The 24,937-nt window shown below is 70.4% G+C and carries 18 protein-coding genes; 9 read left to right on the forward strand and 9 right to left on the reverse strand.

The genetic code is table 11. The features are described 5' to 3' along the window. Nucleotides 1-130: 130 nt before the first annotated feature. The 3 genes from ACGFY5_RS28485 to ACGFY5_RS28495 all read right to left on the reverse strand — a co-directional run bounded on the left by ACGFY5_RS28485 (nt 131) and on the right by ACGFY5_RS28495 (nt 4,900). Nucleotides 131-1,942, reverse strand: a complete 1,812-nt coding sequence (locus tag ACGFY5_RS28485; protein ID WP_392724505.1) for an EAL domain-containing protein — start codon at nt 1,940-1,942, stop codon at nt 131-133. 226 nt (nt 1,943-2,168) lie between these two features. Further along, on the reverse strand, nt 2,169-3,248 hold the full coding sequence (locus ACGFY5_RS28490; RefSeq protein ID WP_392724507.1) for a hypothetical protein: 1,080 nt from the start codon (nt 3,246-3,248) through the stop codon (nt 2,169-2,171). A gap of 359 nt (nt 3,249-3,607) precedes the next feature. Further along, a complete protein-coding gene (locus ACGFY5_RS28495; protein ID WP_392724509.1) occupies nt 3,608-4,900 on the reverse strand; it encodes a pyridoxal phosphate-dependent aminotransferase in 1,293 nt (430 codons plus the stop codon). A gap of 915 nt (nt 4,901-5,815) precedes the next feature. Between ACGFY5_RS28495 and ACGFY5_RS28500 the strand changes: the two genes are divergently transcribed. Further along, nucleotides 5,816-6,019, forward strand: coding sequence for a hypothetical protein (locus ACGFY5_RS28500; RefSeq protein WP_392724510.1), 204 nt, complete (start codon nt 5,816-5,818; stop codon nt 6,017-6,019). Nucleotides 6,020-6,302: 283 nt separating this feature from the next. On the opposite strand, the gene ACGFY5_RS28505 is transcribed toward ACGFY5_RS28500, so the two are convergent. From ACGFY5_RS28505 to ACGFY5_RS28520, 4 genes are all read right to left on the reverse strand, one after another. Beyond that, a complete protein-coding gene (locus ACGFY5_RS28505; RefSeq protein ID WP_392724511.1) occupies nt 6,303-7,655 on the reverse strand; it encodes an NAD(P)/FAD-dependent oxidoreductase in 1,353 nt (450 codons plus the stop codon). After that, nucleotides 7,655-8,911: a 4Fe-4S domain-containing protein gene (locus tag ACGFY5_RS28510; protein ID WP_392724513.1), complete on the reverse strand. Its 1,257-nt coding sequence runs from the start codon at nt 8,909-8,911 to the stop codon at nt 7,655-7,657. Before ACGFY5_RS28510 ends, ACGFY5_RS28505 begins: the two co-directional genes overlap by 1 nt. Nucleotides 8,912-9,076: 165 nt before the next feature. After that, entirely contained in the window at nt 9,077-10,393 is a 1,317-nt protein-coding gene (locus ACGFY5_RS28515) for a DUF1996 domain-containing protein (protein WP_392724514.1), read from the reverse strand. Between the two features lie 627 nt (nt 10,394-11,020). Continuing rightward, nucleotides 11,021-11,899 (reverse strand): DUF4142 domain-containing protein, encoded by an 879-nt coding sequence (locus ACGFY5_RS28520; RefSeq protein ID WP_392724516.1) that lies wholly within the window; start codon nt 11,897-11,899, stop codon nt 11,021-11,023. A 368-nt stretch (nt 11,900-12,267) separates the two neighbouring features. On the opposite strand from ACGFY5_RS28520, the gene ACGFY5_RS28525 reads away from it, so the two are divergent. From ACGFY5_RS28525 to ACGFY5_RS28545, 5 genes are all read left to right on the forward strand, one after another. After that, the gene (locus tag ACGFY5_RS28525; protein WP_392724518.1) at nt 12,268-12,981 is read left to right on the forward strand and encodes a hypothetical protein; all 714 of its coding nucleotides are present in this window, start codon (nt 12,268-12,270) and stop codon (nt 12,979-12,981) included. A gap of 190 nt (nt 12,982-13,171) precedes the next feature. After that, complete coding sequence (locus ACGFY5_RS28530; RefSeq protein WP_392724520.1) at nt 13,172-14,533, forward strand: CAP domain-containing protein; 1,362 nt, start codon at nt 13,172-13,174, stop codon at nt 14,531-14,533. Between the two features lie 399 nt (nt 14,534-14,932). After that, nucleotides 14,933-15,424: a sigma-70 family RNA polymerase sigma factor gene (locus ACGFY5_RS28535; RefSeq protein WP_392725056.1), complete on the forward strand. Its 492-nt coding sequence runs from the start codon at nt 14,933-14,935 to the stop codon at nt 15,422-15,424. Further along, entirely contained in the window at nt 15,421-16,305 is an 885-nt protein-coding gene (locus ACGFY5_RS28540) for an anti-sigma factor family protein (RefSeq protein ID WP_392724522.1), read from the forward strand. The genes ACGFY5_RS28535 and ACGFY5_RS28540 overlap by 4 nt, the downstream gene beginning before the upstream one ends. Nucleotides 16,306-16,461: 156 nt before the next feature. Then, on the forward strand, nt 16,462-17,010 hold the full coding sequence (locus tag ACGFY5_RS28545; protein ID WP_392724524.1) for a hypothetical protein: 549 nt from the start codon (nt 16,462-16,464) through the stop codon (nt 17,008-17,010). Nucleotides 17,011-17,177: 167 nt separating this feature from the next. Here ACGFY5_RS28545 and ACGFY5_RS28550 read toward each other — a convergent pair whose 3' ends face one another. Beyond that, nucleotides 17,178-18,134 (reverse strand): cation-transporting P-type ATPase, encoded by a 957-nt coding sequence (locus tag ACGFY5_RS28550; RefSeq protein ID WP_392724526.1) that lies wholly within the window; start codon nt 18,132-18,134, stop codon nt 17,178-17,180. A gap of 241 nt (nt 18,135-18,375) precedes the next feature. Here ACGFY5_RS28550 and ACGFY5_RS28555 point away from each other — a divergent pair, with 241 nt between their 5' ends. Further along, nucleotides 18,376-20,892 (forward strand): DEAD/DEAH box helicase, encoded by a 2,517-nt coding sequence (locus ACGFY5_RS28555; RefSeq protein WP_392724527.1) that lies wholly within the window; start codon nt 18,376-18,378, stop codon nt 20,890-20,892. Here ACGFY5_RS28555 and ACGFY5_RS28560 read toward each other — a convergent pair. Next, nucleotides 20,879-21,796, reverse strand: coding sequence for a hypothetical protein (locus tag ACGFY5_RS28560; protein WP_392724529.1), 918 nt, complete (start codon nt 21,794-21,796; stop codon nt 20,879-20,881). The genes ACGFY5_RS28555 and ACGFY5_RS28560 overlap by 14 nt on opposite strands. Nucleotides 21,797-22,079: 283 nt before the next feature. Between ACGFY5_RS28560 and ACGFY5_RS28565 the strand changes: the two genes are divergently transcribed. Together ACGFY5_RS28565 and ACGFY5_RS28570 are read left to right on the forward strand one after the other, a co-directional pair. Then, nucleotides 22,080-24,800: a protein kinase gene (locus tag ACGFY5_RS28565; RefSeq protein ID WP_392724531.1), complete on the forward strand. Its 2,721-nt coding sequence runs from the start codon at nt 22,080-22,082 to the stop codon at nt 24,798-24,800. Then, nucleotides 24,800-24,931, forward strand: a complete 132-nt coding sequence (locus ACGFY5_RS28570) for a hypothetical protein (RefSeq protein ID WP_392724533.1) — start codon at nt 24,800-24,802, stop codon at nt 24,929-24,931. Before ACGFY5_RS28565 ends, ACGFY5_RS28570 begins: the two co-directional genes overlap by 1 nt. Nucleotides 24,932-24,937 lie beyond the last annotated feature (6 nt).

Below are 24,937 nucleotides of genomic sequence, written 5' to 3' on the forward strand. Positions count from 1 at the left end.
GGAGTGGGGCCGTTTGATGTGGTCCCGTTTCGGTGTGTGCTGGCGCGGCGTATGGGGACCACTTCGTGCGGTCCGTGCTGGTGGGGCTTAGGGGCACCGCGGCGAGGGGCCGTACAGCGTGGGTGGTGGGTTAGTTGGCCCAGCCGACGCAGGCGGGGACGTTGCGGGCGGGCAACGGGTGGCCGTAGTGCCAGCCCTGGGCGCGGTCGATGCCGAGTCGACGCGCCAGGCCCGCTTCGGCGACGTTCTCGATCCCCTCGACCGTCGTCGTGAGGCCCAGGCGCTGGGCCAGCGCGGTGACCGTCACCAGCACGTCGGTGCCCGCCTGAGCAGCGGGGAACGGGAGCTGGCGCACCGGGTCGAGGAGTGCGCCGGCGAGTTTCAGCCCGTGAATCGGGAGCACCGGGAGCATCGCCAGCCGGGACAGTCCCGTGCCGAAGTCGTCCAGCGTGAGCTGTACACCGGTCGAGGCGAGGCCGCGCAGGACGGGGAGGTCCGCGTCGGTCAGGGAGACGTCCTCGGTGATTTCCAGGTGCAGGAGTTCCGGGGCGAGACCAGTGCGGTCGAGCAGTTCGCGGATGTCCTCGACCAGGGCGGGGTCACGTAGTTCCGCGGGGGACACGTTCACGCCGACGAAGAGCGGCCGGCCCGATTCGGCCTGCCAGATCACCGCGGCCTCGCATGCTTCGGCGCGGAGTCGGCGGCCGAGGGCGCGGTAGAAGTCGGAGTCCGAGGCGTCGGGCAGGAAGGCTGATGGCGGCAGCGTGCCGCGGACCGGGTGTTCCCAGCGGGCCAGCGCTTCGAAGCCCAGCAGGCGCTCGTCGTCGAGCGCGACGATCGGCTGGTAGTAGGGCACGACTTCGCCGCGCTTGAGCGCGCCCGGGAGTTCTGCCCGGTACCCGGTGTCGAGCACCCGACCGGTCCGTCCGATCCGTATCTCGTCGCCCGTCGCGGCCGCGTCTTCGATGGCAATCTCCACTGCACCGTTCATGGCAGCGCCATCGTCCGCAGCAACCACTCCGCGCGCACCTGCTCCGTGGGAACTTGCCCCGTGGGAACTTGCCCCGTAGACGGCCCCGTTGGTGGCGGCCCCGTTGGTGGCGGCCCCGTTGGTGGCGGCGGCCCCATTTGTGGGAGCGCCGCCCGCGCCGGCGCTGCCGTTAGCGCCGACAGTGCCATTCGGACCGGCAGTGCCGTCCGCGGCTGATACGTCGTCAGCGGCCGGTACGTCGGTGGCGGTAGGGACTCCACCGCCACCGGTGACTCCATCCGAGGTGGCGGGCCCTGCGGCAGCTGCAGCCCCACCCGGGACACCGCCAGGCCCACCCAGCGCCGCGGCAGTGAATGCGTTCGTGGTGCTCGTTTCACTCGGGACGCCGGTTTCGCCCAGGGCGCCCCGGGTGGGATGCGTCGAGGCGGGTGGGGTGCTCGCGGCTAGTTGGGCTCGTAGGGCACGCTCGACACGCTGGCGGGCCACCAGATCCGACGTGCGGATAGCGTCCTGCTGCTCCAGCGTCCGATCGTGCGCGGCTCGCGCGAATCCCACTCCAACCGCCCCCACCAGTGACGCCATCCGCCGGGGCAGTACGCCGTCGGCGGGGTCGATGCCGAGCTCGGCGGGTAGACGCGTGCCGAGCAGGGACAACGTGCGACCGAGCGCGTCCGGCGCCGCGAAGCCGATCGCCACCACGCCCTCACCGATCGCTCGACCCGCCGCCGCCGGTTCCGCCCGGCCGAGCAGCGCGTCAGCGGCCTGGTCGGCGAGGAGCCGGAGCCGCTCGACGATCACGGTCCGATCGTCCGCGACCCAACTCGTCCCGCTCAAGTTCCGGGCCCACTCCCACGCGAACACCGCGATGTCGACCGCACGATTGCGTTCCGCGCGCCCGAGCCGCTCCTCGCCACCCGACCCGCTCCGCCGCCCCTCAGGCGCGCGCGTCACCGCTTCCACCCGGCCGCGCACCAAAACGGCACGACGGGCGGCGCGGAGGGCGCCACGGAGTCAACCGTGTCCGAAACCCAATCCGGACGGTCCACGCGCAAGCTCCCGGGTGTAGGCGGGTGGTCGATCGATCCTATGACCACTGTGGCCGGTGGTTGTTTCCGAACAATGTACGTTGCGCGGTTTTCTCATACTTTCTCGACCGGGAAAGGCCCCCAGACAGCGGTCAGACCCGGAATTCGAAATAGGCGAGTCGCTGCAATGAATACCGCGCCAGATCCTGCTCGGACAATCCGTCTCCGGCGTCCGAATCCGCGACGATCGTGCGTTCGTGCCGCACCGGAAGCAGCACCACGACGTACCGAACCCGAATTCCGGCGAACCCGCCGTAGCCGATTTGTCCCTGCGGTACGAACACGCATTGACCGACAGTTCGGATCGACGGCCGCGGGTAATATCGCCCATTGCCCGAATTGTGCTCGGGGGTGGAGTCGACGGTGTTCGGATCAGCCCGCTCCAGCAGCTGCACGGTCGTGCCGGGCGGCGGCGGCGCCGACAGCATTGCGGCGATCTCCAACCGCGGCGGATCCGACCGCTGCAGGTGGTACGCGGCCGCCCGCACCTGCGCCGGAGCGCCCGGGAGCGCGGTGAGCTGCGCCTTCGTCTCCTGCGCCGGCGTGATGCACGGACCCGGCGTCGCAGCGGCGGCACTAGTCGGAGCATCGCCGGGCCACCGATCGACGACCGTCCGCACCCCGTCGGCCACCGCCACCAGCGCGAGCACCACCAGCACCGCGTACAACGCCCGCGGCCACACCCCCACCGGCAACCACAAATTCTTCGGATCGACGCCATACGGCGCACCACCGCCCGCAGCCTCACCCCCGGGGTCACCATCGACGGCCGGAGCAGGCGCTTCCCCACCCTCCGTGCGGCCTCGAACGGTTGCTCCACTCACCGCGCTTTCCGGCAGGGCCACCGGCTCGTCATCGATCGCCGCCGACACGGGCTGGCGAGGCCGACGAGGCGGCTGAACCCGATGCCACGCCTGCCGCGCCTCCCCGACCTCGTCCGGCGCATACACCCCGACGATCTTCGTCAGCGCATCCAGACTGACCCGCCGACGCCCCATCCGTAACTCGTTGACCGTCGTCTTCGACAGACCGGTCTCCGCGGCCACCGCCCGGACGTTGGTCCGCGCGGTCATCAGCGCCTGGATGTATCCCCGCAGCTCCTCTTCGGTGCCGACCTGGGCCGGCGTCGGTCGCCCGGCCGAGGGTCCGTCGATCGCGCCCTTCTCTTCCATCGAACTCGGACTCTCCCTCGTCGAACCCCGGACACCGCCGACGTGGCTGTCCCGTCCCGTCCTGCGGGAAAGGCGTTCCGCTGCGGGACGGAACTGGTCAGGCCACGCCGTCCGAACAGGGCTCTTCCCCTGCCCGTGCTTTTCCCCGACTGTGAAACGGAGAGGTTCCCGGGAGAATATCGGCGGGTCGGGGGCAGGCGCCTCGTCCGTCCCGGGGATCGGGAGCTGGCGCTCCGGTGGCGGTCCGTGCGGAGGGGGCATGGCTCGGCCCGTCCACCGGGGTGCCGAATAGTGCCCGCTCGGAGGATAGGCGCAGAACAATGCCCCGGTCGACGTCGACCGGGGCATTGTTGTTGGTCTTAGCGGGCGCGTGCCATCCTCGGGCCGCCCAGCGGGTCGGAGCCCATCAGCGGCACGACGCGGTCGCCCAGCGGGTCGTCGTCGATCAGCTGGTGGGTGCCGGTCTGCACGCCGGAGGGCTGCGCGAAGCGGCCGGCCAGGTCCATCGGGGTCGCGCCGTCGAGCGACTCGCTGAACGACGACGTCAGGTAGCTGCGGATGCCGTTGAGCAGGCGGTCGGTGTCGGCGCGCGGACGCACGACCAGCCGGACGAACTGGCTGGTGATGCCGAGCTTGTTACCGCACTCGCGGATCAGGACGCCGTGGCGCTGCAGCAGGTAGTCGCGCAGGCGGGGCCCCTCGACCTCGGCCGGCAGCTTGACGAGCACGAAGTTGCCCTGCGACGGGAACACCTGCATGCCGGGGATGCGGCGCAGCTCGTTGATCATCTCGTAGCGGTCGCGGGCCAGCAGGCGCAGGCTCTCGCGGTACTCGCCGAGGTGGTCGCGGAGCATGAACACGACGGTCTCGGCGAGCGAGTTGAGGTTCCACTTCGGCAGGCGCGAGCCGATCTTCTTCACCAGCGCCGGGTTGCCGACGACGTAGCCGAAGCGGATGCCGTGCAGGCCGAAGTTCTTGCCCAGGCTCTTGAGCACGAGGACGTTGTTGCGCAGCATCGCTTCCTGCGCGATCGACGGGCGGTGCTCGGCGTCCACGAAGTCGATGAACGACTCGTCGACGACGACCAGGTCGCGGTCGGCGAGCGAGTCGACGAACCGGAGGACTTCCCACTTGGGGATGTAGTTGCCGTCCGGGTTGTTCGGGTTGCAGACCACCGCGACGCGGGAGCCGCGCTCGCGGATGAAGTCGATGTAGGCGTCGATGTCGAGGGCGAAGCCGCCGGCCTCGGGGAGCTGGAACATGTCGACGCGCTTGCCGGTTTCGAGCGACTGGTCGGTCCAGCGGCCGAAGGTGGGCACCGGGGTGGCCATGCTCTCCTTGATCAGGAGGTGGTCGATCCAGGTGATGAGTTCGGTGGAGCCGTTGCCCATCGCGATCGTCTGCGGCGGCATCTGCAGAAGGCTGGCGAGCTGGCCGGTGATCGCGCCGGCGTCGGTGGGGTAGTACTTGAGAATCGTCTCGAGCTTCGCGGACAGTTCGCCGAACATCTCCGGGGTGGGGAAGTACGGATTGCAGGGGATGCAAAAGTCGGAGAGTTCTTCGGCGCCGGTACCCATGCTGCGGGCGAGTGTGAAGTACGACGGGCTGTGGTTGCCCTGTCGGAACATTCCCATGTCCATCGAGTGCTTCACTCAGGTCCTTCCATCGGGCCGGTCGAGGGGTTTACGCGGCTCGCAGGCGGTGCACTCAGACAGACGGTCTGTAGGGGACTGCGGTTCACCTCAGTTGCTGGTGTGACCGACGTGTTCTGCGGCGGTGAGTCTTGTCGCGACCGCTGTGGTTAGCGCGTTGGGAGAGGGGTGCGCGGTTGGCACCCTGTGGGTGGCGGGGCGAGCCGAACGAGCCCACCGCCCAGCACCCCCCACGCTCCCGGCCGCGGCGCCCTCCGCCGAGTCGATCTCGCCCCCTGCGCCGCCGGGCGCGGCACCATCCGCGCCGCCGTCCGCGCCGCCGGGGGCTGCGCCGTCCGTGCCGCCGGGGGCGGCGCCGTCCGTGTCGCCGGGCGCGGCGCCATCCGCGCCGCCATTCGTGCCGCCTGGGGCTGTGCCATCCGTGTTGTCACCGGCGCGTTGACTCTCGCCTTCGCGCCGATCAGCCTCTTTCCCTGGTCACGTCCAGCGATTACTCGTTCGTCAAACTGCTCAACGTCGGCATTCTGATGTTGACCGGGTTCATCGGTCTGAGCCTCATGGTGGACGGGATACGCGGCCTGAACCGCCTCTCCGGCCACGAGCCCATCCCGCGCCCCCGCCCGGCCCCGGCTACGCGTGGCAGGCCCTCGACGCCCAATACGCCGCCACCCACCCCGGGCCCGTCCACGCCGCGTATGCCACGCCCGCCCCGCACACCACCCAGGCCGTGCATACCGCCCCAACCGCGCACACCGCCCCAACCGCGCACACCGCCCCGAACGCACACAGCGCCCCGAACGCACACAGCGCCCCGGACGCGCACGGCGCTCGAGGTGGGCAGGCTGTGCACGCCGCGCATGGGTGCGCACGCCGCGCACGGTGCGTCGAGCGTGCACGGCACGTCGAGCGTGCACGGTGCCGGCGGTCGGGGCGTTCGATCGGCCGGTCACTACGCGGCTGCTGTCCGTGTGGGCGTTGCTGTTCGGGGCCGTCGGCGCCCAGCTCGCCTGGACCCTGCGGCCCTTCATCGGCGAGCCGAACCACTCGTTCCAGCTGTTCCGCGACATCGAGGGCAGCTTCTACTCGAACGTGCTCTCCACGATCGCCTCACTGTTCTAGCGCCGAATGGTTGTCAAGAATTCAGCGTCATGAGGCGAGAGATCTGACAACCACACCAGGGCCCACGTGGGCAGCGTGACAACCACGATCGGGCGGCGGTGCGGAGGGATGCCCTGCCCGCAGAAGCCACCTAGTGGCACCCCCGCACACACAGAAGCCCGCCCCGGCTAGGAACGCCGGGGCGGGCTTTTCTGGAACGCATCGATGGAGTTCGTACCGGGTGCCCGTCGGCAGGGACCCCATCGATGCGCCTCTCACCGGCCGAATACAGCCGGCAGCTTCATCAACCGGTCGCAGCCAAGCGACGACCGTCACGCGACAGAACGCCGGTCGGAACCTGCACCGGCCGACGCGGCGCGGACAGCTCGTAGCGCGGCTTCGCGTACAGCAGCTCACGAGCCACCGTGACGAACTCCGACGGCGCGTTGATCGCCACGACGCCGACCAGGTCCCGGCCACGGTAGTGACAGGTCAGAACGCCGGTGCGGGCCGTCTTCTTGTGGCCCGGACGACGCTCCAGACGACGCACGTCGCTCTCGTCGGAGATGTCGCCGCAGACCTGGATCCGCAGACCCAGCTGCTGCGACCAGTACCGGGGGAGCAGGATCGCCGGGTGGCTGGCCGCGTCACCGGCGAGCAGCGACCGCGCGGCCTGCTGACCCTGCTCGAGCGCGGCGATCCACTGACCGACCCGCCCGTTCTTGCCGTTCATCCAGTAGTTCGGCCACTTCGCCAGCGCTCCGGCGGCGACGACACCTGGCACGACGTTGCCGTCCTCGTCCAGGACGCGCAGCGCGTCGTCGCAGACCACGCCGTCGGACGTGTCGATGCCGGTGCCTTCGAGCCACGAGATCGACGGCTTCTCACCGGCGGTCATCACGACCATGTCGGCGGTCACGCGGTCACCGTTGTCGAGCGTCAGCTGCCACTTCTCGCCCATCCGGTCGGCGGCCTTCACGCGGCGACCCAGCCGCATGTCGATGCCGTCCTCGATGTGCTCCTCGGTCATCAGCTCCGAGGCCGTCGCGTCCAGAACACCGTTCAGGACGACGTTCCGCGGGTGGATGAGCGTGACGTTCTTGCCCATGCCACGGATGCTGCAGGCGAGCTCGGTGCCGGTGAAGCCACCGCCGACGATCGCCACGTGCTCGGCGGTCCGCAGGCCCACGCGGATGCCCCAGGCGTCCTCGATGTCGTGGACGATGTGCGGCGTCGCCTGACCGGACCACATGCTGTTGAGCATCGGGCGGGCGCCGTTGGCGATCACCAGACCGTCGAAGCGGAAGCCTTCGCCGGTGTGGGCCCAGACGACCCGCTCGTTCATGTCACAGGCGACCGCGGTGCGCCCGAGGCTCCAGTTGATCTCCCAGCGCTTGTCGGTGACGCCGATCCGGGCGTCCTTGGGGCGCTGGGTCCCGGTGATCAGGCCCTTGGAGCAGGCCGGGCGGTCGTACGAGCCGCCCGGGTCCTGGCAGAGCAGCTGGATCTGGCCGCGGAAACCGAGACGCCGGAGCTCCTCACCGGCCGCGGTGCCGGCGGGGCCACCGCCGACGATCAGGATCCTGTCGGCCGGCCCCAGATTCGCCAGTGATTTCTGGGGCGCGAGGCGGGAGATGTTTGCCGCTCGCCTCTGCATCACTTACCTCCTCGGGGACGAAGCCCCGTCACGTTGTTGAACTGGCCGGTGTTGTCCCTGCTGTCCCTGCGCTCCGGTCGGTTGGGTACCGACCGCAGCGGCGGCGGTGGCGGCGGGTTCACGGGCTGGCCGTGACGCCGTCCGGGGCCGCCGGGAGGGAACGGCCCGAGTCGGCCCGTGGGCCGCGGTGCGCCGGCACCGGCCGGTACCGGCATGGGGCCGGAAGGCTGCGACGGCCCCGCCGGGCTGGTCGGCATGTCCGGGACGGCCCGGGGACCGTCGACGGGGGACACCGGCGCGATGTGCGGAACCACAGTGGTCTCGCGGTTGTCGGCCACCGGAGCGGCGGCCGGCACCGGAGCGCCCTCCGACTGCCCGGGTCCCGCCGTCGGGCCGATGTTCGGCTTGCCCGCGGTCTGTGCGCCGGGCGGGATCGTCAGGTCGAACGGAACGCCAGGGCCGGTCATCGAGATGGCGCGTGCCGGGCAGATCTTGATCGCCGAGTAGACCTTGTCGACCTCGTGCGGCTCGACCGTCGTGCGGTAGGCCAGCCGGCCGGTGTGCTGCAGCTTGAAGACGTCCGGCGCCTCGTGCTCGCAGAACCCGAAGCGGGCGCAGACGTGCGGGTCGACGTTGACGGTCGTGGTGTTGGTCCGCTTCTCGTGCAGACCCACCGCGACGGTCTCGAGCCGCTTGCCGTACTTGTTCGGGCCGACGGCCAGCCAGAAGCCGGTGGCGACCAGCCAGGAGGCGACGACGGCCCAGGTGACCCAGCCCGTGACTTCGGAGCCGGTGAAGACCAGGTGCGCCGCGGTGACCGTGTAGGCCGCGTAGGCGGTCGAGTGGATCATTCGCCAGCGGGCGTGGCCGAGCCGGCGCTGCACCGGCACCGACAGCGCGATCGCGATGAACATCTCCATGCAGAGCGTGCCCAGTCCGACGCCGATCGGCTTCGTCGGGTTGATGAACGGAATGAACTCGTCGATCACGCGGACGTACGTACCGGGGGCCGCCAGCTGCGCCAGGCCGTGCACGATGCCGAGCGCGAGACCACCGATCGCGAACGACATGTGCAGGTTCTTCAGCGACGCGTGCTTGATCCACGGCAGGGACCAGGAGCGGCCGAGCGCTGTGCCCATCAGGATGCTGATCCACAGTGCGATCGTGGAAGCGAATCCCACAGCTGCCGCGACTACGTGCACTGCTGCCGCGGCCGCGGCGTCCTCAGCGGATGCCGCCAGCAGGGCGGGTTCCATTCACGTCCTCCTCGTAGTTCCACCGGCCGAGCGCATCTGCGTCCCTGCAAAGAGTCCGGCCGACCGGACGGGCGTCCGATCGGCCGGTGCTCCCGATCCCCTCGGGATGCGCACCGTCCTATCCGTGTGACGGGTGAGGCGGCGCGCCGGTTCAGAGGTTTTTTCTCAGCAGCGGCGACCCGTGTTGAGGCACTGCACGAGCTGGTTCATGACGTTCTGCGGCATGACGTTCTCGAAGTCGTTGTGGTCCGAGATCGGCTCGTGCGTGGACTCCGGGAAACTGTCCAGTCGGAACGTCGGACCCGGCTTCACGTTGTAGATCATCGTGATGACGAGCTTCGGAACCACGACCGGGTTGCTGGCCGGGCAGTTGCCCTGAGCGTCCGGGTACTTCATGTGGTCACGGTGGTTGGCCGTGTCGGTGTTCTGGCCGTCCCAGCAGCTCGGGAACTCACCGATGCGGGTGAAGCCACGGCCGTTCGGGCAGAGCGTGTACTTGTCCGTCGAGATGCGGTTGGTGAAGCCCTGGCAGGTGAACTGCGCGCGCTGGTTGGCGCCACCGTTGACCGAGGACTTCGCGTCGCCGGCCAGCACCCGCAGGAACTCCGGCATCGCGGTGACCTTGGACTTCGGGTTGCCCTGGAACTGGATGGTGAAGCGCGGCTTCAGCAGAGCACCGGTGTTCAGGTCCTCTTCGAGCTCGCCCGGGAAGCGGGTGGTGGTGTCGGCCGTGACGTCACGGATGACCGGCCAGAAGTACGGCGACTTGTCGCCCTTGTTGCAGGTGGTGCCGGCGGCCGCGAGGCTCTCGTCGGTCGAGTTCGCGTCGGTCGTCGTGTTACCGGTGTAGTCGTGCACGTGGTGCGCGCCGTTACCGATACCCGGAGCCGCGATGTAGTTGTCGGAGTTGTGCCGGTTCTGGAGCGAGCACCGAACGCTGAAGGTTCCGCTCGAACCCGCGCGGCCGATGCGCTGCTGCTGCTTCGGCTGGACCTGTCGGATGTCGATGTAGTCGTTCTCGTCGATTCCGTTGTCCGGGGCTTCGGTCTCCTCGCCGCCGCCCTCGGCGGGGTCCTCGCCCTGGTTGCCGTCGCCCTGGCCGTCGCCCTGGTTACCGTCACCCTGGCCGTTGTCGTCGCCCTGGCCGTCGCCCTGATTGCCGTCGCCCTGGCCCTCGGTGGCGCTGGCGTCGGGGCTGGCAGTGTCGTCCGGGTTCGCCGGGTCGTCGCCCTCTTCGCCCTCGTTGGCCGGGTCAGCGGTCGACGATGCCTCCGGTGCGCCGCTCTGCGTCGGCCGGCCGTGTCCGTGGCCGTACTTCTGTCCGGCCTGCTTCCAGCCTTGGTTCTGTCGGTCGCCGCGGAGGCCCGCCGACGCGGTTCCGACCCCGAGGGCCACCACCATCGTCGTCACGACCGCCATGATGATCAGCGATCGGCGACGGAACTGGTTGGGGGGCCGCTTGTGCCTCTTGGGTCCAGTCATGCGGGTGTTGTCTCCTCGGTTGGGGCGGGCAGGGTCGCTCCGGACTGCCCACTGGGTCGGTTCACAGGCCCCTCATACGTCTCGCCCTCACTACGCTGCGCGGGCGAGTCCGGTTCAACGCGATCGGCGCTGTAGACCAGCCGGAGCGCGCGAGGCGCCCGGTGCCGTCCACTGTCTCCGCTGCTGAGCGGCGTACGGCGGGCGGAATATTCACGTCCGGCAACGGCCGGAGATTCTGGGCTGTCAAAAAAATCATCGGAGAAATCAGCACCGTCCGACCACGCAGCGTCACTTTCTGCCGCGGTTCGGGGCGCCGGGATCACCGCGCCGCGCTCGAGGCGCGCGCTCGGTGGCGGAACGTCTGTTCCGCGGTACGTGGAGGCCTCGGCCTCCACGCGCCGGGACTCGACGGCGAGCATGCTCGCCGCCCAGGCCCGGGCGTCCACGTGGGCCGGAACCGGCCCGTCTTCCAGGCAGGCTTCCTCGACCCAGTCGTCGTGCATCCACGAGTCGTCGGGATGGGCCGCCGCCGTTTGAACGCGGGCGACGCCTACCCAGGCGCCGGATTCGCGGGGAATCCGCGACCGCGTCCGCCAGGCTTCGGGATCTCTGAACTCGTTCAACGGATCACGCTCCTCGCCGGATCCGACGGACGCTGACCAGGCCGATGAGAGCGGCAGCGGCCAGCATCGCGACGATTGCCATGGTTCGCATGCCCGGGGCCGTGCTCTCGGAGGAGCCACCCGAGCCGCTGGTGGACGACGCCTGCGACAGGACCGGCGCCGGAAGTTCGTCGAACTTCACCAGCCCGGTGCTCTCCAGCAGCGTCATGTGTCGCATGACGACGGTGTTCGCGATCTGCGCGTACGCCCGGATGATCGGGTTGCGGGTACCGGTTCGCACCTGCGCGATGATGTTGAAGACCGTGCCGTGCGCCGCCCGGAGACGGTCGGCGAACAGCCGGTCGTACTCCGCGCCGTTCGCCTTGGACAGCTCGGCCATCCAGCCCTGCTGCAGCTCCGAGGGAGTGCTCGGCAGGACGACGTCGAGGTCGGCGGCGAGCTTGCGCACCGAGTCGTCGAGCTTGCGGTGGTCGGCGGCCAGCTGGCGGCCGACGGCTTTCACGATCGGGCTCTCGGCCTTCTGCTGGGCCTGCTCACCCGACGGGATCTCCCACAGACCGGCCTGCCGCACCTTGATCAGCAGCTGCTTGTCGGCCTCGCTGAGCGGGACCGAGCGTGCCGTGGTCAGGTCGGGGTTCGGCGGCGCCGGCTCCGGGCTCGCCGTGGTGACGACCGGGTCGGTCGCCTGGTCCTGGGTCGTGTCGCGCACGCCTGCGGCCGGGCTCTCCTCCGCGACCGGAACGGCGGCGTAGTTGCCTTGGCCGGTCCGCAGCGCGGGATCGTTGATGCCGAGTTCGGCGGCGTGCGCGGGAGAGGCTGAACCGGGCCACCAACCGAGGGAGGTGGCACCCAGCGCGATCGCGCCCGCAGCGATCAGAGCCATGAAAACGGTTAGTGATCGACCGGGCAGGGCATCGGCAACGGTGCGCTGCACCTGCCGGTTACCCGGTGCATTGTCTTTCCGACCGGTCATCGACCGCTCCCGAACGTCGCGAAGTAACAGGGGTCCCAGGGCGCCTCGGGCTTCCCCGAGGACTCGTTCTGCGCGACGAGGGCCGGAGCGTGCCAGTTCAGCCCGGATCGATCGTTAAGCAGGAGATAAAGTTCGGCTGACCTGTGGTTAATGGGACGCTTGTGGTCTGTAACTTTCTCCGTTGTTTATGAACCGCCTGTGGGTGTCGTCCGTGGTTTCGGTCGCGCGACTCAGCCGGTCGCGTTCTCGCCCCCGACGCCATACGGGAGACCAGGACGATGAACTCGAGCATCCGCTCGGTCACCACCCGCTCCGCCCTCGCGGCCGCCGGGCTGCTCACGGCCCTGGCGTTGACCGCGTGCGGCTCGACGTACGACGGCGCCGCGCAGAACACCGCAGCTACCGCGGGCGCTGCACCCGCGACCGCCGATGCCGTTCCGCCGGCGGACGACGTCATCCCGAAGACCACGGAGCCGGAGGCCAGCGAATCCGCGGCCGGCGGCGACGCCGGTGCTTCCTCCGACGACGTCGGGAAGAAGCCGACGACGCTCAAGCGCACGAAGACCAAGAAGATGGGTGAGGTCGTCACCGACGAACGCGGCTGGATCGTCTACCGCTTCGACAACGACAAGGCCAAGCCGCCGACGTCCAACTGCGACGACGACTGCGCAAAGGTGTGGCCGCCGGTCGTCGCCGGGGACCAGAAGCTCGTCGGGCTGGACGCGGCCAAGGTGGGCCAAGTCACCCGCAAGGACGGCGCGAAGCAGGTCACGCTCGGCGGATGGCCGCTCTACTACTACCTCGGCGACAAGAAGCCGGGTGACTGGACCGGTCAGAACGTCGGCAAGGTCTGGTTCGCCGTGTCGCCCGACGGCACGAAGAACATCACGTGCCTCCCGGAGAACCCGCCGGCGCCGCCGAAACCGCCGAAGGACGACGCCGCTGGGACCAATGACGATGCCGATGCGGGAGACGGTGGATATACCTACTGAGGGAAGGGTGGAAAACCACCCCACCACTGTCGGAGTTCGCGCTGGCGGCTCGCACCCGGTGCTAGTGCGGACTCCGGCCTAGCCCACCCGATCGCCGACTCGGATCGCGGTCGGGTGGGCCACTGGCCCGGTGCCGCCACCACCGGACCGGAAGCGATACGGCGGGGGCCGGAAGGGGACAGAGCTTCAAATGGCGCGGAAGAACATGTGGTCGGCCTCCGCTGCGGTGGGCGACGCCGAACTCCGGGGTGGTCCGGAGGGGTACGCGCCGGAGCGTGACGGCACGATCGAGCTCCCGCGCGCGATGCCGGGCCCGTCGTCGGGCGTGTACACGGTCGGACGGCTGGGCGGCGCGCACCGCAAGAGCGACAAGCAGGGCCGGCAGGTCGACCCGACCGCCGGGCGTTCCGGCCGCACCAACAGGGACACGCAGGACACCGGCGAGTGGACGAGCATCTGGCCGGAGGACGACCAGCCGACCGTCCCGCGCCAGGCGCCGCAGCCGAGGCCGCAGGTCGACGACGGCTGGACGACCACGACCCCCATGGGTCGGGCCGGTCACGACACCGGCACGCACGCCTACGACCAGGGGCCCAGCCACGACCGCGGCCCCTCGGGGTACGACCGGGGACCGTCCGGTTACGACGCCGGTCCGTCCGGCTACGACCGGGGCCCGTCGGGGTACGACCGCGGCCCCTCGGGCTACGACCGGGGACCGGCCGGCTACGACGCCGGATACGACCGCGGTCCGGCTGCGCGCGGAGTTCCGACCAGTCCCGCGGGGCGTCCCGCGCCCAGCAGCCGACCCGTTTCCAGCAGCCGTCCGACGTCCGGCTCGCGCGCGGGCCAGCGACGCGCTGGCGGCGAACGGCGTGCCGGTGGCGAGCGCCGTGCGAAGGCCGGCTCGCGCCGGAGACCCTCGCGCCCGATGCGCTACACCGGCGCCCGCCGGAAGTTCTCCAGCTGGGCGCCGCTGGCCGGTGGTGTGCTGATGCTCGTCCTCGTGCTGGGCGCGACGATGCTCGCCGAGCGGGACCGCTACACCGGTAACTCGAGCTCCGCGCTGGGCAGCAGCGCCCCGGCGAGCCAACCGGCAGCCGGGGCGAACCCGTCGGACCAGAAACCGGACGACGCCACCGCGCAGGCCGCTGAGGCCGTCGCCACCGCGATCAACAAGGAACTCGACAACCTCGGCTGCGGCCGGGTCGAGGTCGACCAGACGCTGGTGGCCTACGCCGGCGACCACGTCGACGACATGCTGACCCGCAACTACTTCAACACCAAGACACCCGACGGCGACAGCTCGCTCGATCGCGCGAAGGGTGTCGGCTACGACGGCACGAAAGTCGTCGACTCGGTGGTTGCGGGAGCGGGTAGCCCGGCGGAAGCGGCGCAGGCCGCGTTCCCGGCTCCGGACGCCACCGCGGACCTCCCGGCCACCGTCAAGGTGGTCTCCGGAGGAAAGCTGAGCTGCGGCTGGACCAAGGTGGGGGCGCAGGCACGGATGAACACCAAGAGCGTCGCGTACTGGTCGATCGTGCTCGGGCAATAGTGAGGGGGATGGGTTTGATGCCGGTTCCGGTCCGCACTACGTTGTGGCTCCGGTTGACTGGCTTCTGCCGTTGACCGTCCGCGTCGCCGAGAAAGTCTTCGGTTCGCCCTGAACCGGCTCTCGACGACGCACGTGTGAGAGTTGGGGTTCGTGCGACCCGATAAAGGATCACGGTCGGAGGCGTCAGTGCACATCGCTGTTCCCGCTCCGCGGTTACCCGGAGCGGCAGTACCGCCAAGTGGCCGGATGTTCGGTGGACCCGACGTCCGGCAACGCACTGCGTCAGGACCCAGGGACGGAGTGGCCAGCGTGCCAGGACACGCCCAACCGGTGAACGGCGCCGCGCGCGCCGACCGCGGGCCGTCCGGTCGTCAGCTACCACCTGCTCAGGGTGAGGAGCTGATCCGGCAGATCTACGTGGAGCACGGCCGTGCGCTGTTGGCGTACGCGACCCGGCTCACCGGCGATGCCGCGGCGGCCGAGGACGTCGTCCAGGAGACGCTCGTCCGTGCGTGGAAGCACGGTGAAGCGCTTTCTGACGGATCCCGGTCAGTTCGTGGCTGGTTGCTCACGGTCGCGAGGAACATCGTGACCGACCGGGCACGTGCTCGCCGGGCCCGGCCGACAGAGGTCGCGGAGAACCCCGCGACCCCGCCGATGGAACGGGACCACTCCGACGGAGTGGTCGACACGATGGTGGTTCTCGATGGTCTGGGAACCCTCTCCGCCGAGCATCGGCGGGTACTGATCGAGGTCTATTACCGTGGACGGACGACCGCAGAGGCTGCCGAGGTGCTCGGCGTGCCCGCCGGCACCGTCAAGTCCCGGACGTACTACGCGCTGCGAGCTCTACGCTCCGCGCTCGGGGATGTAGTGGGGGTGACACGATGACCGAGATGCAGTGCCGCGAATTGGTCGGGGCGTACGCGGTAGGGGCTCTCGATCCGCCTGAGGCGGCGCGACTGGCCGACCATCTTCTGTCGTGCACCCGGTGCCGGCACGAGCTCAACGAGGCGGAGGAGACCGCCGCGTTCATGGCGGCGGTGCCGCCCGAGGCGTTCATCGACGAACCCGCCGACCCGAACGACGCCGTGTTCCTGCGGGCGTTGCACGACATCCGCCTGGAGGCGTTCGAGCAGGCCGGGCCGCCCCGTCAGGAAGCGCCGCGGCAGGAGGCCGGACCGCAGCTGCGCTCGGTGCCCGGCGGCCGTCAGGACGAGGGCTTCCCCGGGTACTCCGGGCAGAAGGCCCGCTCGCACCGGCGTCGGCCGCGGGCGGGTAGCGCCAGCCAGCAGCGTCGGCACCTCGCGTTCGCCGGTGCGGCGGCCGCGGCGGTGCTGGTGCTCGGCGGCGGAGTCCTGATCGGATCGGGCCTGGGCGACTCCGACGAGGGAGGCACCCGGACCGCGCCGGTCGCGAAGCAGACCGCGGCGACCGCGAGCCAGACCCCCGCCGAGGGGCTCGGCCCGGCGAACTTCGGTCTCGAGGGCGAAGACGCCACCACGAAGGCGACGCTGGACGTCGAGGTCAACTCGGCCGACAGTGGTTACCTGAGCCTCCGCCTGGACGGCAGCAACCTGCCCGCTGGTCAGGACGTGGAGATCGTCGCGCGGGACGCGGTGGGCAACGACAAGGTCGTCGACACGGTGAAGGTCAACGCGGCCGGCGTGCTGGACGAGACCAAGCCGGTGCAGATGTCGCCGAGCGACCTGGTCACGGTTTCGCTGCGCTCGACGTCGGGTCAGACCCTGGTGACGGCCAAGCGGCCCTGACCTCATGGCCGGGTAGCGGCAACCCTCGGGTTGTGGGGATCGGTGGGCTGTCGCGACCCTTTTCCGGGCCCCGCACCGTTTGAAAAAACGGTGCGGGGCCCGTTTATTTTGTCGAACCAGGTCGAACCACATCGCGCCGGAAACCGTATGGGAAGTATGAGCCGACCGCAGTCGACGTACCCCCACCAACAGGCGTACCCCGCCGACGGCTACCCGGGCTACGGGGCCGATGACCAGGACCCTCCGGGTCGCTACCCGGGCAACGGCGGCGCCTCCCCCAGGGCCCCGAAGTCCTCGAAGCGCACAGCCATCATCGCGACCGTCGCTGCGGCCGTCGTCGGAGGCTCCGTGCTCGGGCTGGGTGGCGCCGAGTGGTGGAGCAGCCGCGACTCCGAGCCGAAGACCGCCCCGGTCCTGTCGATGGACCAGATCGCCGACAAGGTCGGCTGCGAGCCGACCAGCGTCCGCAAGAGCAGCGACTTCTCGCAGGGCGTCTGCATGATCGGGGAGACCCGGACGACGATCCTGACGTTCACGTCGAACCAGAAGATGCTTGGCTGGATCGAGGCGGCCGAGGGCTACGGCGGTGCCTACCTGGTCGGAACGCAGTGGCTGGTGACCTCGACCAAGGCCGAAACGCTGGATCCGCTGGTGAAGAAGCTCGGCGGCGGGCAGATCATGCTCGACTCGCACTACGTGAAGTGAGAGACCCGGTCGGACCACCCGCGTCGCCTTCCCGGCGACGCGGGTCTTTTCTCATGTGCCGGGAACGACCCCGTGAAGCCCGGGAACGACCCCGTAAAACCGAACGCGCGAGCCCCCGATGGGTGCTCGCGTAGCGTCCAGAGTGTGCAGTTGGGTTCGTGCGGACGTCAGCGGCCGCAGGAGCGGGTCCACCGCCGGGCACTGCGGGCGGCACGCGCGGGGCGTGAGCCGAGCACCAACGGGCGGGGACCGATCACCGGGACAGCCGGCAACGTCGGTTCAGGCGCGGTCGTTTCGATCAGCAGCGGCTTCGGCAGCGCTCGGGACGGCGGGGCCGCGGACGGGAGCCAGGGTAAGCCGGCGGGTGCGGCCGACTCGGTGGCTCTGGCAGCGCGGCGGTCTGCCCCCGCGCCCAGGCCACCGCGGCGGCCGAGGCCACCCGGGCGGCGTGCGGTGCGGGCGCGTCCCAGCGCGTTGCGCTGCGAGGACGAGATCCGGTTGAGCGTCGCCCGGCCGATGACCGTGAGCGGGCCGGTGGCCACGACCACGGCGGTTCCCGCGCCGTAGACGATGCGGCTGCCGGCGTGCACCATCGAGCGACGGTCGGCGACCGGGGTCCAGCCGCTGCCCACGGGAGCGACGCAGCGCGAGGAGGCGAGTTCCCCGCCGGTCAGCGGCTCCTCGTCGACCCGCAGTTCGACGACGTCGAGCAGACGCGCGTCGGCGGGGATGAGGTCGCCCTGGGCGAGCAGGACGATGTCGCCGGGCACCAGGTCGACCGCGTGGACGGTCAGCACCCGGTCGGAGCGCAGGACGCGGGCCATGAACTGCTCACGGACCTCGGCGCTCGCCGTCTCGGCCTCGGGCCGACGGCTCAGCAGCGTGTCGACGAAGGCGCGCAGCCGGGGCCAGCGCTCCTGGCTCAGTGCCGGGGCCTCCTCCGTGCCGGGCTCGACGACGTTGGGACCGAGCGCGCCGCGCCGACGGGCCGCCTCCTCCATCGACAACCCGGTCAGCGGGTTGACGTCGAAGCGGCGGAGGACCTCCTCGTGGGGGTAGGCCCACGGGTGGACCGAGACCGGTCCGCGAGTTTCGGCGGGGGCCGGGCTCACAGTTGGGCGCATGGCCGTCTCCTGTCCAGACAATTCGGTTGGGCACCGGGTTGAGGCTGATCAACGACCCTGCGGCGGCTGACCTTAAGTTCGGCTTTGCGTTTCCTGTTTGGGAGGACGGCTCCCTGCGGGGGTTGGTTCAAAGCTCACGGGACTACGTTGACGATGTTTTGGAAGGGGCTGATGTGACTGGTGGGGTTCTGGGTACCCCGGCATGGCCGTCACCGCCGCGACCGGGCACGATAGGGGTGCGATGACGCTCACCGAACTGGTTCCCACCGAGGCCGACCCCGACGAGATCTTCGAGGCTTTCGCCGGGTGGGCGGAGAAACAGGGCCTCACGCTCTACCCGCACCAGGAAGAAGCGCTCATCGAGATCGTCTCGGGCGCGAACGTGATCCTGTCGACGCCCACCGGGTCCGGGAAGAGCATGGTGGCGACCGGGGCGCACTTCGCGGCGCTGGCCACCGGGCAGCGCACGTACTACACGGCGCCGATCAAGGCGCTGGTCTCGGAGAAGTTCTTCGCGCTCTGCGACGTGTTCGGCCCGGCCCAGGTCGGCATGCTGACCGGCGACGCGGCGGTGAACGCGGACGCCCCGATCATCTGCTGCACAGCCGAGATCCTGGCCAACATCGCGCTGCGCGACGGCGCCGCGGCCGACGTCGGCCAAGTCGTGATGGACGAGTTCCACTTCTACGCCGAGCCCGACCGCGGGTGGGCGTGGCAGGTGCCGCTGATCGAACTGCCTCGGGCGCAGTTCCTGCTGATGTCGGCGACGTTGGGCGACGTCACACGGTTCGTCGACGACCTCTCCCGGCGCACCGGGCGGACGACGGCGGTGGTGAGTTCCGCCGAGCGGCCGGTGCCGCTGTTCTACGAGTACGTGACGACGCCGCTTCACGAGACCCTGACAGAGCTGTTGGAAACCCGACAGGCGCCGATCTACGTGGTGCACTTCACCCAGGCGGCGGCGCTCGAGCGGGCGCAGGCGCTGATGAGCATCAACGTCAGCACCCGGGCGGAGAAGGACGCGATCGCGTCGGCGATCGGCAACTTCCGGTTCTCCACGGGCTTCGGCAAGACGCTGTCCAGGCTGGTGAGGCACGGCATCGGCGTGCACCACGCGGGGATGCTCCCGAAGTACCGGCGGTTGGTCGAGACGCTCGCGCAGGCCGGGTTGCTCAAGGTGATCTGCGGTACGGACACGCTGGGCGTCGGGATCAACGTGCCGATCCGGACCGTTTTGTTCACTGGCTTGTCTAAATACGACGGCGTTAAGGTCCGGCTGCTGAAGGCCCGCGAGTTCCACCAGATCGCCGGGCGGGCCGGCCGCGCGGGCTACGACACCGTCGGCACTGTCGTCGTGCAGGCGCCGGAGCACGTGGTCGAGAACGAGCGGGCGCTGGCCAAGGCCGGTGACGACCCGAAGAAGCGGCGCAAGGTCGTGAAGAAGAAGCCGCCGGAAGGTTCGGTCGGCTACGGCAAGCCGACGTACGAACGGCTGATCTCCGCCGACCCGGAGCCGCTGACGTCGTCGTTCACGGTGTCGCACGCGATGCTGCTCAACGTCATCGGTCGGCCGGGCGACGCGTTCGCCGCGATGCGGCACCTGCTCACCGACAACCACGAGGACGCCGCGGCGCAGCGCAAACACATCCGGCGGGCGATCGCGATCTACCGGGCGTTGCTGGCTGGTGGGGTGGTGGAGAAGCTTTCCGAACCCGACCCCGAGGGGCGGACCGTGCGGCTGACCATCGACCTGCAGTCCGACTTCGCGCTCAACCAGCCGCTGTCGCCGCTCGCGCTGGCCGCGATCGAGCTGCTCGACCGGGAGTCCCCGTCGTACGCGCTGGACGTGCTGTCGGTGATCGAGTCGACGTTGGACGATCCGCGTCAGGTGCTCTCGGCGCAGCAGTTCAAGGCGCGCGGTGAGGCCGTCGCGCAGATGAAGGCCGACGGGCTCGAGTACGACCAGCGAATGGACGCGCTGGAAGAGGTGACGTACCCCAAGCCGCTGGTGGAGCTGCTGTCGGCGGCGTACGAGACGTACCGGCGCGGACACCCGTGGGTGGCGGACTTCGAGCTGGCGCCGAAGTCGGTGGTGCGTGACATGTACGAGCGGGCGATGACGTTCACCGAGTACGTGTCGTTCTACTCGCTGGCGCGGTCGGAAGGGCTGGTGCTGCGGTACCTGGCCGACGCGTACCGGGCGATGCGCCAGACCGTGCCGGAGGAAGCGCGCACCGAGGACCTGTCGGACCTGATCGAGTGGCTCGGGGAGCTCGTGCGTCAGGTCGACTCGTCGCTGATCGACGAGTGGGAGCGGTTGACGTCGCCGCCTACCGACGACCTGGGGGACGTCGCGCCGATCGAAGCGGTGCCGGTGGCCGTGACGCGCAACACCCGGGCGTTCCGGGTGCTGGTGCGGAACGCGCTGTTCCGGCGGGTGGAGTTGGCCGCGCTGCGGAACTGGTGGGAGCTGGGAGAGCTGGACTCCGCTTCCGGGTGGGACGCCGAGGCGTGGGAGACGGCGCTCGCGCCGTACTTCGAGGAGTACACGTCGCTGGGTACCGGACCCGATGCGCGGGGGCCGGCGCTGCTGTCGATCTCGGAGGAGCCCGGGCTCTGGGTGGTGCGTCAGACGTTCGACGACCCGGCGGGGGATCGGGACTGGGGTATCTCGGCGACGGTGGATCTGTCGGCGTCGGACGAGGCCGGGGTGGCTGTGGTCGAGGTGACGTCCGTGGGGCCGCTCACCGCGGAATGAGGTATCCGTGCAGGTGGCGGAAGTTGGTCGCGTCGCCGATGCCGCGGCGGACGTCGTCGAGGTGCGTGTCGACCACGCGGGCGTTGGCCGGGTTGTAGACCCGGATCCGCTGGTCGGTTCGGCTGACGGCCAGGAGGTAGTGGGCCGGGTAGAAGTCGCCGACCAGTAGCGGCACCGGGTGGCCGGAGTCGAGGCCGGTTGCGATCGCCGCGCCGGCGGCGGCGATGTCGCGGTCGTCGGTGTCGTCCGCCCAGTGGACGGTGTAGCGCACGGCGAGGTGGGAGAGGCCTCTGCGGACGCCCCAGGGGGTCGTTCCCAGTACTTCCGGCCAGAGCCGGTTGGTCCAGCCGCGCAGGCTCTTCTGTTCGGCTACCAGGCGCCGTTCGTACGCCTCCGGCGACGTGGACGTCGGGTCGTCGGGGCGGTCGCCGGTGGTGAGGCGGAACGCGTAGATCGGATCGGCGAGGAGTCGGGCGGCCATCACGGTGGTGGTGCCGCACGTGGTCTGGTCGGTCTGGGCGAACCGGGCGCCGCGGTAGGTGACAGTGCCAGGGGTGGTGGGATCCAGGAGCGTGAGGTGGGTGCGGAGCCACTCCTCGGGGCGTCCGCGTAGCTTCTCGGCGAACGCGACGACCGCTGGGACGCTGTTGCCGGCGGCCAGCGCTTTGAGCAGGTAGTCGCGCTCGGCGTCGGAGGCCGCGTCGGCGAGGGCGGCGTCGAGCCGTGGGTCGTCGGCATCCGCGCCAACGGTCTCGCCGGCGGCGAGGGTGACGCGCCGGGAGGCACTGCCGGCCGGCTCCGCGTCGCCCGGGGTGGTAGTCCGGGCGGTGCCGAGGAGGCGGGTGGGGAGGGTTTGGAGGCGGCGGATCAGGGTGCCGACGTGGGCGGAGTCCGGGAGGGCCACGATCCGGCGGTACCCACGTGGGTGGCCGGGCTACCTCGCGGGTGGTGAGAGCGTGCCGCCGGTCGCGACACGGGCCGATCAGGGCAGCAGGCAAGCCGACCACGAACCACCGGCCCCGGAATCCGGAAGTCACAGCCGAACAATAAGGAACACCAGCCGCCGAACCCCCAGATCGCGACGGGTGTCGGCAACCCGTCCGGAGCCGATCCGGACACGGCACCGCGCTATACACTCCAGCGGCGGACGAACAGGCGACCGGACCGGAAGGGAAGCGCTGACCACGATGAGCGGCTGGTCGAGCGACCCCGGCGGCGCCACCCCGAGTGACGGACAGGGCGCTTCCACGCTCACCGAGCCCCAGATCGTCGAGGGGCGGTCGATCCGGTTACCCGTCGGCACCGGTCCAGGTGTCCGGGTGCTCCTGCGGGAGCGGATCTCGAAGAACACGGGCCAGGCCACGGTGTTCACCGCTGAGTTGCTCGACCCGTTACCCGAGGCGGGGGAGCCCGGTGACCCGGTCGCGGTCCGGGTCGTACTGGAGCGGCGCGGCCGCCCCGACGTCCTGCAGCGCATGCGCCGCGAGCAGCGCTACGCCACCGCGTTGCGTCACCCGTTCCTGCTGCCGGTGTTCGCGCAGGCGGAGATCAACGAGTTCCGGCGTGAGTTCGACGGCACGTGCCTCGCGTTGGTGCAGGTCATGCCGTTGTGCGGTGAGGACCTGGAGGATCAGGTCGTCAAGTCGAACCCGCCGCGGTTGACCGCTGATCAGATCCTGTTCGACCTGGTCGGTATCGCCGACGCACTGCACCACCTGCACACGCCGACCGGTCAGCGCGGTGTGCTGGTGCACCGCGACGTCAAGCCGGCGAACATCCTGCGGTGGGACCGGCGGAGCGTCCTCGGAGACCTCGGAACCCTCCGCGACCCGCAGACGGGCAACCCGACCGGTGGGGTCGGAACGATCCCGTACATGCCGCCCGACGAGGGCACGAGCCCGACGCCGGCGTGGGACATGTTCAGCTTCGGCGTGGTGCTCGCGGAGTTGCTCACGGCGCGCCGTCCGCACGACGTCGCGGAGAAGACGCCGTTGGCCTATCTGCAGGCGCACCTGCGGCACAGCTTGCGCCCCGATCTCGACGAGTTGATCGCGGCGGAGGTCGGGCCGGAGCGGGGCCGGGTGGTCGCGAGCCTGGTGCGGCGATGCACCGACCCCGAGGTGCGGAACCGGCCGACGGCGGCGGCCGCGCGGGACGAGCTCTTGCCGCTGCTGAGTTCGGACGAGCAGCTGCGGCTGCACGACCTGGTCGCGTTCGACACGGTCGAGGCGCTGGACGTGATCGCGATCAGCGCGTTGCGGATCTACGGTGACCAGCATCCGGCGACGCGGTCGGCGGCCGAACGGTTGGCGGCGACGCTGGTGGCGTCGGCCGCGGGGCTCATGGAGGAGGGGCGCCCCGGGCGGGCGAAGGATTACCTGGAGCGCGCGCGGCGCATTCAGGGCGCCCTCGCCGAGGGCGGCCCGACGCCGGTCGAGGCGTCCACCGACGCGCCCACCCGCCACCAGCACTGGACCCGCACCCGCTCCGGCCAGACCGCCATCGCAGCCCCCATCTCCGGCGCGGCCCCCGTCTCCGGAATCGCCCCGGTCTCGGGTTCAGCTCCCGCGTCGGGGTCGGCTCCCGTGTCCGGAGCGGCTCCCGTGTCCGGAGCGGCTCCCGTGTCCGGAGCGGCGCCGGTCTCGGGCTCGGCCCCGGTCGCGTACCCGGTGTCCGGCAGCCCGGTCTCCGGCTACCCGATGTCCGCGCGCCCCACTTCCGGCTATCCGGTATCCGGGCACCCGGTTTCGGGGCAGCCCGGGCCGGGTGGGACCGCTGTGTACGGAGCCCCGTACGGCTACCCACCCCCCGGCCCCCCGGCCCCGCCGACAAAGAAGAAGCGCACCGCCCCGCTCCTCGCGGGCCTGGCGGTGCTCGTGGTGCTCGCCGTCGTCGGCGCCGGCGTCTACTACCTGAGACCCACCGGCGACGACGACACCACCGCCGGAGCAACTCCCCGCGTCACCGCGACCCCCCTCGCCATCGGCCCCTCCCCGGCGATCCAGAACAAGTTCACCGGCCACACCCAGTGGATCAACGCGGTCGCGTTCAGCCCCGACGGCAAGCACCTCGCCTCCGGCAGTGGCGACAGCACCGTCCGCCTCTGGGACGTCGAGTTCCGCAGCCAGGTGGGCGAGCCGCTCAAGGGCCACACCGGCACCGTCTACCGGGTGGCGTTCAGCAGCAACAATCTGCTCGCCTCGGTCGGCGGCGACGGCGCGGTCCGGCTCTGGAACGCCGACACCGGCACGAAGGTCGGCGTCCTCACCGGGCACGCCGGCGACGCGTACGGCCTCGCGTTCTCTCCGGACGGCCGCACGATCGCCTCGTCCGGCGGCGACAAGACCGTCCGCCTCTGGGACGTCGCGTCCCAGAAGCAGATCGGCCAGCCGCTCACCGGCCACACCGACGAGGTCTACAGCGTCGCGTTCTCGCCGGACGGAAGGACGCTGGCCAGCAGCGGCGCCGACGACACGATCCGGCTCTGGGACCTCGCCACCCGCAAACAGATCGGCAGCCCGCTGAAGGCCACGCCCGGCGACATCGACTCGATCGCGTTCAGCCCCGACGGCAAGTACGTCGCGGGTGGCGGTTCCGACAAGGTCATCCGGATCTGGGACGTCGAGAAGCAGGCCGTGGACCGCGCGTTCCGCGGCCACACCGACAACATCTACGGCCTGGCGTTCAGCCCCGACGGCCGGACGCTGGCCACCGCGAGCATCGACGACACGACCCGCCTCTGGGACGTCGCGACCGGCAAGCAGCTCGGCCAGCCGCTGAAGGCCACCGGCGACGTCGACGCGGTGGCGTTCAGCCCGGACGGCCGGACGCTGGCCGACGGGGGAGACGAGAAGGTCGTCCGTCTCTGGGACCTCGACACCCGTCCCGTCCCCACCCCGAGCAACTGATGCCCCAGCCCACCGGCGGCACCTCCTGGCTGGAGGGCATCAGCGCCTTCCTCGTCCTGGCCTTCTTCGCGGCCACCTGGCTGCGCAGCCGAGGCCGGGCAGCCCGCCGCCGCAAAAACCGCCGCGACTAGCGGCTC

The sequence above is a fragment of the Cryptosporangium sp. NPDC048952 genome, from assembly GCF_043197895.1.
Lineage (GTDB): Bacteria > Actinomycetota > Actinomycetes > Mycobacteriales > Cryptosporangiaceae > Cryptosporangium.

Excerpts from the sequence above, each read along its gene's own strand:
- ACGFY5_RS28490 (WP_392724507.1), bottom strand. The coding sequence starts at position 3,248 with ATGGAAGAGAAGGGCGCGATCGACGGACCCTCGGCCGGGCGACCGACG.
- ACGFY5_RS28505 (WP_392724511.1), bottom strand. The coding sequence starts at position 7,655 with ATGCAGAGGCGAGCGGCAAACATCTCCCGCCTCGCGCCCCAGAAATCA.
- ACGFY5_RS28510 (WP_392724513.1), bottom strand. The coding sequence starts at position 8,911 with ATGGAACCCGCCCTGCTGGCGGCATCCGCTGAGGACGCCGCGGCCGCG.
- ACGFY5_RS28515 (WP_392724514.1), bottom strand. The coding sequence starts at position 10,393 with ATGACTGGACCCAAGAGGCACAAGCGGCCCCCCAACCAGTTCCGTCGC.
- ACGFY5_RS28520 (WP_392724516.1), bottom strand. The coding sequence starts at position 11,899 with ATGGCTCTGATCGCTGCGGGCGCGATCGCGCTGGGTGCCACCTCCCTC.
- ACGFY5_RS28525 (WP_392724518.1), top strand. The coding sequence starts at position 12,268 with ATGAACTCGAGCATCCGCTCGGTCACCACCCGCTCCGCCCTCGCGGCC.
- ACGFY5_RS28530 (WP_392724520.1), top strand. The coding sequence starts at position 13,172 with ATGGCGCGGAAGAACATGTGGTCGGCCTCCGCTGCGGTGGGCGACGCC.
- ACGFY5_RS28540 (WP_392724522.1), top strand. The coding sequence starts at position 15,421 with ATGACCGAGATGCAGTGCCGCGAATTGGTCGGGGCGTACGCGGTAGGG.
- ACGFY5_RS28545 (WP_392724524.1), top strand. The coding sequence starts at position 16,462 with ATGAGCCGACCGCAGTCGACGTACCCCCACCAACAGGCGTACCCCGCC.
- ACGFY5_RS28550 (WP_392724526.1), bottom strand. The coding sequence starts at position 18,134 with ATGCGCCCAACTGTGAGCCCGGCCCCCGCCGAAACTCGCGGACCGGTC.
- ACGFY5_RS28555 (WP_392724527.1), top strand. The coding sequence starts at position 18,376 with ATGACGCTCACCGAACTGGTTCCCACCGAGGCCGACCCCGACGAGATC.
- ACGFY5_RS28565 (WP_392724531.1), top strand. The coding sequence starts at position 22,080 with ATGAGCGGCTGGTCGAGCGACCCCGGCGGCGCCACCCCGAGTGACGGA.
- ACGFY5_RS28570 (WP_392724533.1), top strand. The coding sequence starts at position 24,800 with ATGCCCCAGCCCACCGGCGGCACCTCCTGGCTGGAGGGCATCAGCGCC.